13 protein-coding genes and 1 tRNA gene are annotated in these 16,912 nt (G+C 65.8%); 13 read left to right on the forward strand and 1 reads right to left on the reverse strand.

All coding sequences use genetic code 11. From position 1 onward, the window contains the following. Positions 1 to 56: 56 nt before the first annotated feature. Positions 57 to 1,283: a pyridoxal phosphate-dependent aminotransferase gene (locus IEZ15_RS06675; protein ID WP_189275007.1), complete on the reverse strand. Its 1,227-nt coding sequence runs from the start codon at positions 1,281 to 1,283 to the stop codon at positions 57 to 59. A gap of 225 nt (positions 1,284 to 1,508) precedes the next feature. On the opposite strand from IEZ15_RS06675, the gene IEZ15_RS06680 reads away from it, so the two are divergent. The 13 genes from IEZ15_RS06680 to rpsL all read left to right on the forward strand — a co-directional run bounded on the left by IEZ15_RS06680 (position 1,509) and on the right by rpsL (position 16,912). Next, positions 1,509 to 1,581, forward strand: a tRNA-Trp gene (locus IEZ15_RS06680). A gap of 106 nt (positions 1,582 to 1,687) precedes the next feature. Beyond that, the gene (gene secE, locus IEZ15_RS06685) at positions 1,688 to 1,975 is read left to right on the forward strand and encodes a preprotein translocase subunit SecE (protein WP_073732696.1); all 288 of its coding nucleotides are present in this window, start codon (positions 1,688 to 1,690) and stop codon (positions 1,973 to 1,975) included. 73 nt (positions 1,976 to 2,048) lie between these two features. Then, positions 2,049 to 2,948, forward strand: coding sequence for a transcription termination/antitermination protein NusG (gene nusG, locus IEZ15_RS06690; RefSeq protein ID WP_189275009.1), 900 nt, complete (start codon positions 2,049 to 2,051; stop codon positions 2,946 to 2,948). A gap of 176 nt (positions 2,949 to 3,124) precedes the next feature. After that, positions 3,125 to 3,559: a 50S ribosomal protein L11 gene (gene rplK, locus IEZ15_RS06695; RefSeq protein ID WP_006126872.1), complete on the forward strand. Its 435-nt coding sequence runs from the start codon at positions 3,125 to 3,127 to the stop codon at positions 3,557 to 3,559. 81 nt (positions 3,560 to 3,640) lie between these two features. Then, complete coding sequence (rplA, locus tag IEZ15_RS06700; protein WP_114246086.1) at positions 3,641 to 4,363, forward strand: 50S ribosomal protein L1; 723 nt, start codon at positions 3,641 to 3,643, stop codon at positions 4,361 to 4,363. Positions 4,364 to 4,525: 162 nt separating this feature from the next. After that, on the forward strand, positions 4,526 to 5,428 hold the full coding sequence (locus tag IEZ15_RS06705) for an SCO4651 family lipoprotein (RefSeq protein WP_114246087.1): 903 nt from the start codon (positions 4,526 to 4,528) through the stop codon (positions 5,426 to 5,428). 275 nt (positions 5,429 to 5,703) lie between these two features. Further along, positions 5,704 to 6,234, forward strand: a complete 531-nt coding sequence (gene rplJ, locus IEZ15_RS06710; protein ID WP_114246088.1) for a 50S ribosomal protein L10 — start codon at positions 5,704 to 5,706, stop codon at positions 6,232 to 6,234. Positions 6,235 to 6,345: 111 nt separating this feature from the next. After that, positions 6,346 to 6,729 (forward strand): 50S ribosomal protein L7/L12, encoded by a 384-nt coding sequence (gene rplL, locus IEZ15_RS06715; protein WP_114246089.1) that lies wholly within the window; start codon positions 6,346 to 6,348, stop codon positions 6,727 to 6,729. A 598-nt stretch (positions 6,730 to 7,327) separates the two neighbouring features. Continuing rightward, positions 7,328 to 10,813 (forward strand): DNA-directed RNA polymerase subunit beta, encoded by a 3,486-nt coding sequence (gene rpoB / locus IEZ15_RS06720; RefSeq protein ID WP_114246090.1) that lies wholly within the window; start codon positions 7,328 to 7,330, stop codon positions 10,811 to 10,813. A gap of 129 nt (positions 10,814 to 10,942) precedes the next feature. After that, positions 10,943 to 14,842, forward strand: coding sequence for a DNA-directed RNA polymerase subunit beta' (locus tag IEZ15_RS06725; RefSeq protein WP_114246091.1), 3,900 nt, complete (start codon positions 10,943 to 10,945; stop codon positions 14,840 to 14,842). Positions 14,843 to 15,102: 260 nt separating this feature from the next. After that, entirely contained in the window at positions 15,103 to 15,762 is a 660-nt protein-coding gene (locus IEZ15_RS06730; protein ID WP_189275011.1) for a hypothetical protein, read from the forward strand. An 11-nt stretch (positions 15,763 to 15,773) separates the two neighbouring features. Then, the gene (locus IEZ15_RS06735) at positions 15,774 to 16,214 is read left to right on the forward strand and encodes a hypothetical protein (protein ID WP_189275012.1); all 441 of its coding nucleotides are present in this window, start codon (positions 15,774 to 15,776) and stop codon (positions 16,212 to 16,214) included. Between the two features lie 326 nt (positions 16,215 to 16,540). After that, positions 16,541 to 16,912, forward strand: a complete 372-nt coding sequence (rpsL, locus tag IEZ15_RS06740) for a 30S ribosomal protein S12 (protein WP_003948652.1) — start codon at positions 16,541 to 16,543, stop codon at positions 16,910 to 16,912.

Here is a 16,912-nt window from a genome sequence, read left to right on the forward strand (position 1 = left end):
CGCATGAGCGGGCCCCCGGCTCGGCCGGGGACCCGCTCATATGCACTACGGAGGCGTCAGGCCTTGGCCTCGCCCAGCAGCTTCTGGAGCCGCGAGATGCCCTCGACGAGGTCGTCGTCACCCAGGGCGTACGAGAGCCGCAGGTAGCCCGGCGTACCGAAGGCCTCGCCCGGAACGACCGCGACCTCGGCCTCGTCCAGGATGAGCGCCGCCAGCTCGACCGCGGTGGCCGGACGCTTGCCGCGGATCTCCTTGCCGAGCAGATCCTTCACCGAGGGGTACGCGTAGAACGCCCCCTCGGGTTCCGGGCACAGCACGCCGTCGATCTCGTTGAGCATCCGGACGATGGTCTGCCGGCGCCGGTCGAAGGCGGTACGCATCTCGGCGACCGCGTCCAGGTTCCCGGAGACGGCGGCCAGCGCTGCGACCTGGGCGACGTTGGAGACGTTGGACGTGGCGTGCGACTGCAGGTTGGTCGCGGCCTTGACGACGTCCTTCGGGCCGATGAGCCAGCCCACGCGCCAGCCGGTCATCGCGTACGTCTTGGCGACACCGTTGACCACGATGCACTTGTCACGCAGCTCGGGCACGATCGCGGGCAGTGAGGTGAACTTCGCGGTGCCGTAGACCAGGTGCTCGTAGATCTCGTCGGTCAGCACCCACAGGCCGTGCTCGACGGCCCACTCGCCGATCGCCTTGGCGTCGGCCTCGCTGTACACCGCACCGGTCGGGTTCGACGGGGAGACGAACAGGACGACCTTCGTACGCTCGGTGCGCGCCGCCTCCAGCTGCTCGACGGAGACCCGGTAACCGGTGGTCTCGTCGGCCACGACCTCCACCGGGACACCGCCGGCCAGCCGGATCGACTCGGGGTAGGTGGTCCAGTACGGAGCCGGGACGATGACCTCGTCGCCCGGGTCGAGGATCGCGGCGAACGCCTCGTAGATGGCCTGCTTGCCGCCGTTGGTCACCAGGATCTGGGAGGCGTCGACCTCGTAGCCGGAGTCGCGCAGCGTCTTCTCCGCAATGGCGGCCTTGAGCTCCGGGAGCCCTCCCGCAGGGGTGTAACGGTGGTACTTCGGGTTGCGGCAGGCCTCCACCGCGGCCTCGACGATGTATCCGGGGGTCGGGAAGTCGGGCTCACCGGCACCGAAGCCGATCACCGGGCGGCCGGCGGCCTTGAGGGCCTTGGCCTTGGCGTCGACGGCGAGGGTGGCGGACTCGGAGATTGCACCGATGCGGGCGGAGACCCGGCGCTCGGAGGGAGAAGTTGCAGCGCTCATGACGCCCATGGTCCCAGACCGCGATCCCTGTCGGCACAGGGGTTTCAGGGACCGGACAGGACTCGGACAGCATGCGGACAACATGCGACCAGGAGTTGTCGGGAGCTATCTGTTCGACGCCGGGCCGCTGAACACGTACACTCACCTGTCGTTGGCCTTCACCAGCCGCACCGTTCCTGCACCCGGAGCATCGGGGAAGATGCGGTAGGTTGGTGGAAACCACAAAGGGTCGTAGCTCAATTGGTAGAGCACTGGTCTCCAAAACCAGCGGTTGGGGGTTCAAGTCCCTCCGGCCCTGCTACACACTCCTTCGCCAGGATGTGTGCGCATGTACGTACTTCAATGCACCGCCGTGCGGCTCCACCGGGCGCGGCACGGCCATGACCCGGAATCAGGTGAGAAGCGTGACGGACGCCGTGGGCTCCATCGACATGCCTGATGCCGAGGATGAAGTACCCGAGTCGAAGAAGAAGACCCGGAAGGGCGGCAAGCGCGGTAAGAAGGGTCCTCTGGGCCGCCTCGCGCTGTTCTACCGCCAGATCGTCGCCGAGTTGCGCAAGGTCGTCTGGCCGACTCGTAATCAGCTGACGACATACACCTCAGTGGTGATTGTCTTCGTCGTCGTCATGATTGGTCTGGTGACCGTGATTGACTTCGGATTCCAGCGGGTCATCAAGTACGTCTTCGGCTGATCCCGCGGAGGGCGCCTCATGGGCGCCTCTTTCGCATGTTCCACCCATTTGTATCCAGGAAGAAGCAGCCACCGTGTCTGACCCGAACCTGAACGACGCCGTCGAGCCGACGGCGGGCGCCTTCGAGTCCGCCGAGGACGAGCTCGACATCGTCGAGGCGGCGGACGCCGAGGAGCCGGACCAGGCCGACGCTGCCGACGCCGCCGCAGGTGAGCCCGCCGAGCAGGCCGCCCTGCACACCGAGGACGACGACGAGGCCGCGGAGGCCGACTCCGGTTCCGAGAGCGACGACGAGGCCGACGAGCCTGCCGAGGCTGACGAGGAAGTCGGGGAGGAAGCCGAGCCGGCCGCCCCCGTCGACGCCGTCACCGCCCTGCGCGAGGAGCTGCGCGGCCTTCCCGGCGAGTGGTACGTCATCCACACGTACGCCGGTTACGAGAAGCGCGTGAAGGCCAACCTGGAGCAGCGCGCCGTCTCGCTCAACGTCGAGGAGTTCATCTACCAGGCCGAAGTGCCCGAGGAAGAGATCGTCCAGATCAAGAACGGCGAGCGCAAGAACGTTCGCCAGAACAAGCTCCCGGGCTATGTCCTGGTGCGCATGGATCTGACGAACGAGTCCTGGGGCGTCGTCCGCAACACCCCCGGCGTCACGGGCTTCGTGGGCAACGCCTACGACCCGTACCCGCTGACCCTGGACGAGATCGTCAAGATGCTCGCCCCGGAGGCCGAGGAGAAGGCCGCCCGCGAGGCCGCCGAGGCCGAGGGCAAGCCGGTTCCGTCCCGCAAGGTCGAGGTGCAGGTGCTCGACTTCGAGGTGGGCGACTCGGTCACCGTCACCGACGGCCCGTTCGCGACGCTGCAGGCGACGATCAACGAGATCAACGCCGACTCGAAGAAGGTCAAGGGTCTCGTCGAGATCTTCGGCCGCGAGACGCCGGTCGAGCTCAGCTTCGACCAGATCCAGAAGAACTAGCGGCTTCCCGCCAGTTTCTGGACACATGCCTACCCAGCAGGTCAGACCGGCTTCACAGCCTGTCTGACCTGCTCGGTTTTTGGTCGCGCAGCCATACCCGTTATCGTTGTGCGGTATGCCTCCATCCGGATGACCGGACGGCGGCGAAACACTCTCACTAGGACCCGGAGAGAGCAATGCCTCCCAAGAAGAAGAAGGTCACGGGGCTTATCAAGCTCCAGATCAACGCCGGTGCGGCCAACCCGGCCCCGCCGGTCGGCCCCGCGCTCGGCCAGCACGGCGTCAACATCATGGAATTCTGCAAGGCCTACAACGCCGCGACCGAGTCGCAGCGTGGCATGGTCGTGCCGGTGGAGATCACGGTCTACGAGGACCGTTCCTTCACCTTCGTCACCAAGACTCCGCCGGCCGCGAAGCTGATCCTCAAGGCCGCGGGCGTGGAGAAGGGCTCCGGCGAGCCGCACAAGACCAAGGTCGCCAAGCTGACGGCTGCCCAGGTCCGTGAGATCGCCACGACGAAGCTCCCCGACCTGAACGCCAACGACCTCGACGCCGCGTCGAAGATCATCGCTGGCACCGCCCGTTCCATGGGCATCACGGTCGAAGGCTGATTCAGCCCCTCACGTCCTCAGTGGTAGGGCCAAGCGCTGGCCCGCACCACGACTCCACACCCTGAAACCACAGGAGTAGAAGTGAAGCGCAGCAAGAACCTCCGCGCTGCGGACGCCAAGATCGACCGGGCGCGCAACTACGCCCCGCTCGAGGCCGTCCGTCTCGCCAAGGAGACCGCCTCCACCAAGTTCGACGGCACCGTCGAGGTCGCGTTCTGCCTGGGTGTTGACCCTCGCAAGGCCGACCAGATGGTCCGTGGCACCGTGAACCTCCCGCACGGCACCGGCAAGACCGCCCGGGTCCTGGTCTTCGCGACCGGTGACCGTGCTGCGGCCGCGGAAGCCGCGGGCGCCGACATCGTCGGCGCCGACGAGCTCATCGACGAGGTGGCGAAGGGCCGTCTGGACTTCGACGCCGTCGTCGCCACCCCGGACCTCATGGGCAAGGTCGGCCGTCTCGGCCGGGTGCTCGGTCCGCGTGGTCTGATGCCGAACCCGAAGACCGGCACTGTCACCCCCGATGTCGCGAAGGCTGTCAACGACATCAAGGGCGGCAAGATCGAGTTCCGCGTCGACAAGCACTCGAACCTGCACTTCATCATCGGCAAGGTCTCGTTCGACGACACCAAGCTGGTGGAGAACTACGCAGCGGCGCTGGAGGAGATCCTCCGTCTGAAGCCGTCCGCCGCCAAGGGCCGCTACATCAAGAAGGCCACCCTGGCCACCACGATGGGCCCCGGCATCCCGCTGGACGCCGGCCGCACCCGTAACCTCCTCGTCGAGGAGGACCCGGCCGCCGTCTGAGCCCTCGCGCTCGGCAGTACGCCGCGTCACGTGTGACATTGACGGGCCCCGCAACCTTTCGAGGTGCGGGGCCCGTCCTTGTATCCGTATTGCCGAAGGCTGTGTCGGAGCCGTGCGTTAGCGTGAGGACCCGACGGAGCCGAACGAGGGGTGGAAGCTGACATGAGGACCAGTACCGTGCGACGCGTGTGTCTGTCGGTGGCGGTGGCAGCGGCGCTGACGTCGGTCGCGGCCTGCAGCGGATCGGACAGCGGCAAGAGCGACAACAAGGGCAGCGGCGTCGTGAAGGCCGACCCGATTGCCGCGCTGCTCGACGTGCAGAAGAAGACTGGTGGGGAGAGCTCGGCGAAGGTCGAGGGCACCACCCAGATGGGCACCACCATGTCCATGAAGCAGACCGGCACCATCGACTGGACCGACGGTCTCACCGGCGCCATGGAAATCACGTACACCGGCGGCAGCATGGCGGACGCCATGAAGCAGAGCGGTGGCACCGGCACCATGCAGGCCCGCTACTTCAAGGACGGCTACGTCGTCAACATGGGCGACGGCTTCGCGAAGCAGACCGGCGGCAAGCACTGGATCAGCTACGGCTACGCCGACCTCGCCAAGATGGCGGGCGCCTCCGGCGAGGCGATGAAGCAGCAGATGCAGAACACCACCCCCGACCAGGGCGTGAAGTCGCTGCTGGCCTCGGGCGACGTGAAGAAGGTCGGCAAGGAGGACGTCCGCGGCGTCTCCACCACGCACTACTCCGGCACCGTCGACGTCGCCGCCCTGACCGCGAAGAACTCCGAGCTCGACGCCGACCAGCTGGAGCAGCTGAAGAAGCAGCTGAGCGACGCCGGCATCACCACGGAGACGGTCGACATCTGGGTCGACGACAACGATCTGCTGGTCAAGAAGTCCGAGCGCGGCCAGATGAAGACCGGTGAGCTCAATTCCACGGTGTACTACAGCGACTACGGCACGAAGGTCTCCGTCGAGCAGCCCCCGGCCTCCGACACGGTCGACTTCGCCGAACTCCTGAAGCAGCAGCAGGGAGCGGGTTCGGGCGCGTCCTGACCCTCCCGGGCCGCCCTGAGCGGGACGGATTTGCCCGGCGCGACCACGGTCGCGTACTCTCCTACAGAAGCCAAAGACCGCTGGTCGTTGCTGTGCTCTCGCAAGAGGGAACAGTGACCGAAGGATCCGTTGAGTACGGGCGACCTGCGCAGGTGACTGTGGAAAGCTCCCGGACTTCGTTCGGTCGAGCTACGCCCTGGCGCCTGCGCCGGGGCGTTTCGTCTTTCCCGGCCCCTTCTGAGCGGTCCTCATCACCCGGAAGGAGGCCGACGCTCATGGCAAGGCCCGACAAGGCTGCCGCGGTAGCCGAGCTCGCGGACCAGTTCCGCAGCTCGAATGCCGCCGTGCTGACCGAGTACCGGGGTCTCACCGTGGCGCAGCTCAAGACGCTGCGTCGTTCGCTCGGTGAGAACGCCCAGTACGCCGTGGTGAAGAACACGCTGACCAAGATTGCGGCCAACGAGGCCGGGATCACTTCGCTGGACGACCAGTTCACTGGTCCGACGGCGGTTGCCTTCATCACCGGTGACCCGGTGGAGTCGGCGAAGGGTCTTCGTGACTTCGCCAAGGAGAACCCGAACCTGATCATCAAGGGCGGTGTCCTTGATGGCAAGGCGCTGTCCGCCGATGAGATCAAGAAGCTTGCGGACCTCGAGTCCCGCGAGGTTCTGCTCAGCAAGCTGGCCGGTGCCTTCAAGGGCAAGCAGTCCCAGACTGCTTCGCTCTTCCAGGCGCTGCCGTCGAAGTTCGTCCGCACCGCGGAGGCGCTTCGCGTCAAGCTCGAAGAGCAGGGCGGTGCCGAGTAACTCGGCTCGCGCATTGATCGTCGCCCACTAGGGAGACGGTCGCAGCGGGCCGAACGTACGCCCGCCTACATGTACATCCGGCACCTGCCGAATTAGTGGAAGGACGCCATCATGGCGAAGCTGTCCCAGGACGACCTGCTCGCGCAGTTCGAAGAGATGACCCTCATCGAGCTCTCCGAGTTCGTGAAGGCCTTCGAGGAGAAGTTCGACGTCACCGCCGCCGCGGCCGTCGCCGTCGCCGGTCCGGCCGGCCCGGGTGCCGTTGCCGAGGCCGTCGAGGAGAAGGACGAGTTCGACGTCATCCTCACCGGCGCCGGCGAGAAGAAGATCCAGGTCATCAAGGTCGTGCGTGAGCTGACCTCGCTGGGTCTGAAGGAGGCCAAGGACCTCGTCGACGGCACCCCGAAGCCGGTCCTCGAGAAGGTCGCCAAGGAGGCCGCCGAGAAGGCTGCCGAGTCCCTCAAGGCCGCCGGCGCTTCCGTCGAGGTCAAGTGACTCAGGGAGTCTGCTGACTCCTTCTGACTGCCTGTGCCGCACGGCACGGACGTCAAAACGCGAAGGGCGATCACCCATCCGGGTGGTCGCCCTTCGGCGCACCCGCGGCGGGTGCCTTGCTCTTCCGGCGGCGACGAGTATGGTGATCTTCGCCGTTGCCTCTCGGGGGCGGTCCGCCGGTGCCGGGAAGCGGTCGGGTGAGGACCGCGCGGCGCTGTCCTGGCAGGGGGGCCTTGACGAACCGCACGCGGCGCGCAATTCTCAGGACGCGTCGTCACATCGATCCGAATCCGAGGCATGGATCGTGGGCGAAGAGGGCAGTAAAGAAGAGCGCACCACGCGCAAGGGCTAGTCATAGGTGTTGAGAACAGCTGTTGAGAGCAACGTGGGTCTCTGAGAACCCCGACTGGACATCAGTGCGCCGTTTGGCTACACTGACCCTTTGCGCTGCCTGTTAGCTGCCTCCTGCCCGTCACCAGGGGCATGCCCACGCTTGAGCACCGATGGCCGATCCTCCCTGACCTGGGATTTCTGTCTCCGTGTCCAACTTGGGACCGGTACGCGCGTAGTGAGTCCGAGCCCTCGGAAGGACCCCCTCTTGGCCGCCTCGCGCAACGCCTCGACCGCGAATACGAACAACGGTGCCAGCACCGCCCCGCTGCGCATCTCCTTTGCAAAGATCAAGGAGCCCCTCGAGGTTCCGAACCTCCTCGCGCTGCAGACCGAGAGCTTTGACTGGCTCCTCGGCAATGCCGCCTGGAAGGCTCGCGTCGAGGCTGCTCTGGACAGTGGACAAGACGTCCCCACCAAGTCCGGCCTGGAGGAAATCTTCGAGGAGATTTCACCGATCGAGGACTTCTCCGGGTCGATGTCGCTTACGTTCCGCGACCACCGTTTCGAGCCCTCGAAGAACTCGATCGACGAGTGCAAGGAGCGCGACTTCACGTTCGCCGCCCCGCTCTTCGTCACGGCCGAGTTCACCAACAACGAGACCGGCGAGATCAAGTCCCAGACGGTCTTCATGGGCGACTTCCCGCTCATGACCAACAAGGGCACCTTCGTCATCAACGGCACCGAGCGTGTCGTCGTGTCGCAGCTGGTCCGCTCGCCGGGTGTCTACTTCGACTCCTCCATCGACAAGACGTCCGACAAGGACATCTTCTCCGCCAAGATCATCCCGTCCCGGGGTGCCTGGCTGGAGATGGAGATCGACAAGCGCGACATGGTCGGTGTCCGCATCGACCGCAAGCGCAAGCAGTCCGTGACCGTTCTCCTGAAGGCTCTCGGTTGGACCACCGAGCAGATCCTCGAGGAGTTCGGCGAGTACGAGTCCATGCGCGCCACCCTGGAGAAGGACCACACCCAGGGCCAGGACGACGCGCTGCTCGACATCTACCGCAAGCTCCGCCCGGGCGAGCCGCCGACGCGCGAGGCTGCTCAGACGCTGCTCGAGAACCTCTACTTCAACCCGAAGCGCTACGACCTCGCGAAGGTCGGCCGCTACAAGGTGAACAAGAAGCTCGGCGCCGACGAGCCGCTGGACGCCGGCGTTCTCACCACCGACGACGTCATCGCGACCATCAAGTACCTGGTCAAGCTGCACGCCGGTGAGACCGAGACGGTCGGCGAGTCCGGTCGTTCGATCGTCGTCGAGACCGACGACATCGACCACTTCGGCAACCGTCGTCTGCGCAACGTCGGCGAGCTCATCCAGAACCAGGTCCGTACGGGTCTGGCCCGTATGGAGCGCGTCGTGCGTGAGCGCATGACGACCCAGGACGTCGAGGCGATCACGCCGCAGACCCTGATCAACATCCGGCCGGTCGTCGCCTCCATCAAGGAGTTCTTCGGCACCAGCCAGCTGTCCCAGTTCATGGACCAGAACAACCCGCTGTCGGGTCTGACGCACAAGCGTCGTCTCTCGGCTCTGGGTCCCGGTGGTCTGTCCCGTGAGCGGGCCGGCTTCGAGGTCCGTGACGTGCACCCGTCCCACTACGGACGCATGTGCCCGATCGAGACCCCTGAAGGCCCGAACATCGGTCTGATCGGTTCGCTCGCCTCGTACGGCCGCGTCAACGCGTTCGGCTTCATCGAGACGCCGTACCGCAAGGTCGTCGACGGCCAGGTCACCGACGAGGTCGACTACATCACGGCCGACGAGGAAGACCGCTACGTCATCGCTCAGGCGAACGCGACCCTCTCCGAGGAACTGCGTTTCGTCGAGCCCCGCGTCCTGGTCCGCCGCCGTGGCGGAGAGGTCGACTACGTGCCCGGCACGGACGTCGACTACATGGACGTCTCGCCGCGCCAGATGGTGTCCGTCGCCACCGCGATGATCCCCTTCCTGGAGCACGACGACGCCAACCGTGCCCTCATGGGCGCGAACATGATGCGTCAGGCGGTGCCGCTGATTAAGTCGGAGGCCCCGCTCGTCGGCACCGGCATGGAGTACCGCTGCGCCACCGACGCCGGTGACGTGCTGAAGGCCGAGAAGGACGGTGTGGTCCAGGAGGTCTCCGCGGACTACATCACCGTCACCAACGACGACGGCACGTACACCACGTACCGCATCGCCAAGTTCTCGCGCTCCAACCAGGGCACCTCGGTCAACCAGAAGGTCGTCGTCTCCGAGGGCGACCGGGTCATCGAGGGCCAGGTCCTCGCCGACGGGCCGGCCACCGAGAACGGTGAGATGGCGCTCGGCAAGAACCTGCTCGTGGCGTTCATGCCGTGGGAGGGTCACAACTACGAGGACGCGATCATCCTGTCGCAGCGCCTCGTGCAGGACGACGTCCTCTCCTCGATCCACATCGAGGAGCACGAGGTCGACGCCCGTGACACCAAGCTCGGCCCGGAGGAGATCACCCGGGACATCCCGAACGTCTCCGAAGAGGTCCTCGCCGACCTCGACGAGCGCGGCATCATCCGTATCGGTGCCGAGGTCGTCGCCGGTGACATCCTCGTCGGCAAGGTCACGCCCAAGGGTGAGACCGAGCTGACCCCCGAGGAGCGCCTGCTCCGCGCGATCTTCGGTGAGAAGGCGCGCGAGGTGCGCGACACCTCGCTGAAGGTGCCGCACGGTGAGATCGGCAAGGTCATCGGCGTCCGCGTCTTCGACCGCGAAGAGGGCGACGAGCTGCCGCCGGGCGTGAACCAGCTGGTCCGCGTCTACGTCGCGCAGAAGCGCAAGATCACCGACGGTGACAAGCTCGCCGGCCGTCACGGCAACAAGGGCGTCATCTCGAAGATCCTCCCGATCGAGGACATGCCGTTCCTGGAGGACGGCACCCCGGTCGACATCATCCTCAACCCGCTGGGTGTTCCGTCCCGAATGAACCCGGGACAGGTCCTGGAGATCCACCTCGGCTGGCTCGCCAGCCGCGGCTGGGACGTCTCCGGCCTCGGTGACGAGTGGGCCAAGCGCCTGCAGGCCATCGGCGCCGACCAGGTCGCCCCCGGCACCAACGTCGCCACCCCCGTCTTCGACGGTGCGCGCGAGGACGAGATCTCCGGTCTCTTCGAGGCCACGATCCCGAACCGCGACGGCGACCGCCTGGTCCAGCCCTCCGGCAAGGCCAAGCTGTTCGACGGCCGCTCCGGTGAGCCGTTCCCGGACCCGGTTTCGGTCGGGTACATGTACATCCTCAAGCTGCACCACCTCGTCGACGACAAGCTGCACGCTCGTTCGACGGGCCCGTACTCCATGATCACCCAGCAGCCGCTGGGTGGTAAGGCCCAGTTCGGTGGACAGCGCTTCGGTGAGATGGAGGTGTGGGCCCTTGAGGCTTACGGCGCCGCATACGCCCTCCAGGAACTGCTGACGATCAAGTCCGACGACGTGACCGGCCGCGTGAAGGTCTACGAGGCGATCGTCAAGGGCGAGAACATCCCCGAGCCCGGCATTCCCGAGTCCTTCAAGGTGCTCATCAAGGAAATGCAGTCGCTCTGCCTCAACGTGGAGGTGCTGTCCTCGGACGGCATGTCCATCGAGATGCGCGACACGGACGAGGACGTCTTCCGCGCGGCGGAGGAGCTCGGTATCGACCTGTCCCGGCGCGAGCCGAGCAGCGTCGAAGAGGTCTGACGGGTTGGCCGGCCGGATCCCCGTGATCCGGCCGGCTCTCCCCGGACCCGTTCAGACCATTGCTGAAGTGCCCCGATTTCTCGCGTGACGCGAGGGGGCTCGAACCCCCGAAAGAGGGATTGACGACAAGTGCTCGACGTCAACTTCTTCGACGAGCTGCGGATCGGCCTTGCCACCGCGGACGACATCCGGACCTGGTCCCACGGCGAAGTGAAGAAGCCGGAGACCATCAACTACCGCACGCTCAAGCCCGAAAAGGACGGTCTCTTCTGCGAGAAGATCTTCGGTCCGACCCGGGACTGGGAGTGCTACTGCGGCAAGTACAAGCGTGTCCGCTTCAAGGGCATCATCTGTGAGCGTTGTGGCGTCGAGGTCACGCGCGCCAAGGTGCGTCGTGAGCGCATGGGCCACATCGAGCTTGCCGCTCCCGTCACCCACATCTGGTACTTCAAGGGCGTCCCGTCGCGCCTCGGCTACCTGCTGGATCTCGCGCCGAAGGACCTCGAGAAGGTCATCTACTTCGCCGCGTACATGATCACGTTCGTGGACGAGGAGCGCCGTACGCGTGACCTGCCCTCGCTGGAGGCACACGTCTCCGTCGAGCGTCAGCAGGTCGAGAACCGTCGCGACGCCGACCTTGAGGCCCGCGCCAAGAAGCTCGAGACCGACCTGGCCGAGCTCGAGGCCGAGGGTGCCAAGGCCGACGTGCGCCGCAAGGTGCGCGAAGGTGCCGAGCGTGAGATGAAGCAGCTGCGCGACCGTGCGCAGCGCGAGATCGACCGCCTCGACGAGGTGTGGAGCCGCTTCAAGAACCTCAAGGTCCAGGACCTGGAGGGCGACGAGCTGCTCTACCGCGAGCTGCGTGACCGCTTCGGCACGTACTTCGACGGCTGCATGGGTGCCGCTGCTCTGCAGAAGCGCCTGGAGTCGTTCGACCTCGACGAGGAGGCCGAGCGTCTCCGCGAGATCATCCGTACCGGCAAGGGCCAGAAGAAGACCCGTGCGCTCAAGCGCCTCAAGGTCGTCTCCGCGTTCCTGCAGACCAGTAACAAGCCCAAGGGCATGGTGCTCGACTGCGTGCCGGTCATCCCGCCGGACCTGCGTCCGATGGTTCAGCTGGACGGTGGCCGCTTCGCGACCTCCGACCTGAACGACCTGTACCGCCGTGTGATCAACCGCAACAACCGCCTCAAGCGTCTCCTTGACCTCGGTGCCCCCGAGATCATCGTGAACAACGAGAAGCGGATGCTGCAGGAGGCCGTCGACGCGCTGTTCGACAACGGCCGCCGCGGTCGCCCGGTCACCGGTCCCGGTAACCGGCCGCTCAAGTCCCTCAGCGACATGCTGAAGGGTAAGCAGGGTCGTTTCCGTCAGAACCTTCTCGGTAAGCGTGTGGACTACTCCGCGCGTTCCGTGATCGTCGTCGGTCCGCAGCTGAAGCTGCACCAGTGCGGTCTGCCCAAGGCCATGGCGCTGGAGCTCTTCAAGCCGTTCGTGATGAAGCGCCTGGTCGACCTGAATCACGCGCAGAACATCAAGTCGGCCAAGCGCATGGTCGAGCGTGGCCGCACCGTGGTGTATGACGTCCTCGAAGAGGTCATCGCCGAGCACCCGGTGCTGCTGAACCGTGCACCGACCCTGCACCGCCTCGGCATCCAGGCCTTCGAGCCGCAGCTCGTCGAGGGCAAGGCCATCCAGATCCACCCGCTCGTCTGCACCGCGTTCAACGCGGACTTCGACGGTGACCAGATGGCCGTGCACCTGCCGCTCTCCGCGGAGGCGCAGGCCGAGGCCCGCATCCTGATGCTGTCCTCGAACAACATCCTGAAGCCGGCCGACGGTCGTCCCGTCACCATGCCGACCCAGGACATGGTGCTGGGCCTGTTCTTCCTCACCACGGACGAGGAGGAGCGCAAGGTCGTCGGCCAGGGCCGTTCCTTCGGTTCCACGGCCGAGGCGATCATGGCCTTCGACGCCCGCGAGCTGTCGCTCCAGGCGAAGGTCGACATCCGCTTCCCGGTGGGCACCATCCCGCCGCGTGGCTGGGTGCCGCCGGTCGCCGAGGAGGGCGAGCAGGAGTACCAGCAGGGCGACACGTTCCGGCTGCGTACGTCCCTGGGCCGCGCGCTCTTCAACGAGCTGCTGCCCGAGGACTACCCGTTCGTCGACTACTCCGTCGGCAAGAAGCAGCTCTCCGAGATCGTCAACGACCTCGCCGAGCGCTACCCCAAGGTCATCGTGGCGGCGACGCTCGACAACCTGAAGGCGGCGGGCTTCTACTGGGCGACCCGTTCCGGTGTCACCGTGGCCATCTCCGACGTCGTGGTCCCCGAGGCCAAGAAGGCGATCGTCGCCGGCTACGAGGCGCAGGACGAGAAGGTCCAGAAGCAGTACGAGCGCGGTCTGATCACCAAGGACGAGCGCACGCAGGAACTCATCGCGATCTGGACCAAGGCGACCAACGAGGTTGCCGAGGCGATGAACGCGAACTTCCCCAAGACGAACCCCATCTTCATGATGGTTGACTCGGGTGCCCGAGGAAACATGATGCAGATGCGTCAGATCGCCGGTATGCGTGGTCTGGTGTCCAACGCCAAGAACGAGACGATTCCGCGTCCCATCAAGGCGTCCTTCCGTGAGGGCCTCACCGTTCTGGAGTACTTCATCTCCACGCACGGTGCCCGTAAGGGTCTGGCGGACACCGCCCTGCGTACCGCCGACTCGGGTTACCTGACCCGTCGTCTGGTGGACGTCTCGCAGGACGTGATCATTCGCGAGGAGGACTGCGGCACCGACCGCGGCCTCAAGCTGAAGATCGCCGTCAAGGGTGCGGACGGTGTGCTCCGCAAGACGGAGGACGTCGAGACCTCGGTCTACGCCCGCATGCTCGCCGAGGACGTCGTCGTCGACGGCAAGGTCATCGCGCCTGCCAACGTCGACCTCGGTGACGTCCTGATCGACGCCCTGGTGGGCGCCGGCGTCGAGGAGGTCAAGACCCGTTCGGTCCTGACCTGTGAGTCCGCGGTCGGCACCTGTGCCTTCTGCTACGGACGCTCGCTCGCCACCGGCAAGCTGGTCGACATCGGTGAGGCGGTCGGCATCATCGCCGCCCAGTCCATCGGTGAGCCCGGTACCCAGCTGACGATGCGTACCTTCCACACCGGTGGTGTGGCCGGTGACGACATCACCCAGGGTCTGCCCCGTGTCGTCGAGCTCTTCGAAGCCCGTACGCCCAAGGGTGTCGCCCCGATCTCGGAGGCGGCCGGCCGCATTCGTATCGAGGAGACCGAGAAGACCAAGAAGATCGTCGTCACCCCGGACGACGGCAGCGACGAGACGCCGTTCCCGATCTCGAAGCGTGCCCGTCTGCTCGTGGGCGAGGGCGACCACGTCGAGGTGGGCCAGAAGCTCACCGTGGGTGCCACCAACCCGCACGACGTGCTGCGCATCCTCGGTCAGCGCGCGGTCCAGGTCCACCTGGTCGGCGAAGTCCAGAAGGTGTACAACTCGCAGGGCGTGTCGATCCACGACAAGCACATCGAGATCATCATCCGGCAGATGCTGCGCCGCGTGACGATCATCGAGTCCGGCGACGCGGAGCTGCTGCCGGGCGAGCTGGTCGAGCGGTCGAAGTTCGAGACCGAGAACCGTCGTGTGGTCACCGAGGGCGGTCACCCCGCCTCCGGCCGTCCGCAGCTGATGGGTATCACCAAGGCCTCGCTCGCCACCGAGTCGTGGCTCTCGGCGGCGTCCTTCCAGGAGACGACCAGGGTTCTGACCGACGCGGCGATCAACGCCAAGTCGGACTCCCTGATCGGCCTCAAGGAGAACGTCATCATCGGTAAGCTCATCCCGGCCGGTACGGGTCTGGCCCGCTACCGCAACATCCGGGTCGAGCCGACCGAGGAGGCCAAGGCCGCGATGTACTCGGCCGTCGGCTACGACGACATCGACTACTCGCCGTTCGGCACGGGCTCCGGCCAGGCCGTTCCGCTGGAGGACTACGACTACGGTCCGTACAACCAGTAAGCGAGTCGCTTGATCGACCGGAGGGCGGTCACCCCGTTTCGTACGGGGTGGCCGCCCTTCGGCATACGCACCGGTTCGGTGAAGCCGCGGCGCGCGTGAGGCCGTCCAGGTAAAATTCGCCCTTGGTCAAGGGGCTTGACGGTGGACCACGGGGGGTGGGCTTGGAGACAGCACGTGTGTTCTTCGGTATAGCGGCGGCGTTATCGCTGCCGTGGGGAACAGGCTGGCAGCGGACTCGTCCGTGGCTGACCGTGTCCTTCGTGGCCCTGTACGGCGCGTACACCATCGCTCCCTACGCGCACGAGCCGAAACCCTGGTCGGCGTTCGGCACCGCTGTTCTGCTCGCCTATGGATCGGTACTGCTGTATCGCTCGGCTCCGACGCCGTCGCCCGGCTTCTCGATCACACTTCCCCTGACCACGGGTTCCTCGCCAGCAACGAAACGCGCGGGGGCGACCCTGCTGTTCGCCGCCGTGCTGCTGTCGTTGTGGACGGCCGGCGGGACGACGATCACCTTGGGCAGTGATCTGTTGCGCAGTGACCGAGCGGCGATCTTTCTGTCGGCTCTTCTCCTCGCGGTGTTCGGTGGCGGATCTCTGGCCAAGGCAGCCACGGCCCCGGTCTGTGCCGAAGTCGAGTCGATGCCGGACGGGCCAGAAAAGACCAGGGCTCTGGATTTCATGAGCGGCAGCAAGAACATCGGATTGCTGGAGCGCGGACTTCTCTTCGTCTTCATCGCCGCCGGTCAGCCCGAAGCGGCCGCCCTGGTCCTGGCGGCCAAGTCGCTGGCGCGCGTACCGACGAACGATCACGGCAAGCACGCCTCGGAATACTTCCTCATCGGTACGCTGGCCAGTGTAATTGCGTCTCTGGCGATGGGGATGGCTGCTCGATCCGCGGTCGGGCTGCCTGTCCTCTAGGAGGAGGGCCTTTGGACCTGACTGAGCATCCATTCGTTCGGAAGCTCCTGTCCCTCGACCTGGCGCCAGGTGATTATGTGGTCGCGGGTAGCGGACCCATGCTGGCTCATGGTCTCAGGGAGGCTGTGGGTGACCTGGACGTCGTGGCGAGGGGAGCGGCGTGGAAGACGGCCGTCAGTCTGGCCGAACCTGTTCCGGCACCGTCCGGGCACGGCCGTATGGTGCTGCTCTTCGGTGGTTGCCTGGAGGTGTTCGACCGCTGGCTGCCGGGCTCCGCGGAGCCCGACGAACTGATCGAAGCGGCCGAATTCATCCAGGGCATACCATTCTGTCCGCTCCGTGAAGTGGCTGCCTGGAAGGGCAGATCCAATCGCCGGAAGGACCGAGAGGATCTTGTCTTGATTCAGAAATTTTTAAATGGCAACGGGCGGAAGGGCAGACAAGGGGATTGAGCTTCGGGTGAATACCTCGGCTAGCTCGGTCCGAAAGCCCGGCCGAGGTAGCCGTGCAGAGCCGGAGCAAGGTCCCGGCGTGTCCCGGTGGACAGCATTTGTTTTGACCGGAGTCGACGAGGTAGGTACGCTCAGACCTTGTGCCTGGGGTGTGCCTGGGCTCGTGTGCGTGTCCTCAACCGCATGGCGAGTCCGTCAGTGGCCACCGCAATCTGCGCTCCCTTCTGCCTTGCGGCAGGAGCCTGCAGCATTCGACACACCCGACCGCGTGGGTCGGTGACGTTCCAGGTTAGTTTCACGAACGGCACACAGAAACCGGAGAAGTAGTGCCTACGATCCAGCAGCTGGTCCGGAAGGGCCGGCAGGACAAGGTCGAGAAGAACAAGACGCCCGCGCTCGAGGGTTCGCCCCAGCGCCGCGGCGTCTGCACGCGTGTGTTCACGACCACCCCGAAGAAGCCGAACTCGGCACTCCGTAAGGTCGCGCGTGTGCGTCTGACCTCCGGTATCGAGGTCACGGCCTACATCCCGGGTGAGGGACACAACCTGCAGGAGCACTCCATCGTGCTCGTGCGTGGTGGCCGTGTGAAGGACCTGCCGGGTGTTCGTTACAAGATCATCCGCGGCTCGCTCGACACCCAGGGTGTCAAGAACCGCAAGCAGGCCCGCAGCCGCTACGGCGCCAAGAAGGAGAAGTAA

Source organism: Streptomyces atratus (assembly GCF_014648655.1).
Classification (GTDB): domain Bacteria; phylum Actinomycetota; class Actinomycetes; order Streptomycetales; family Streptomycetaceae; genus Streptomyces; species Streptomyces atratus.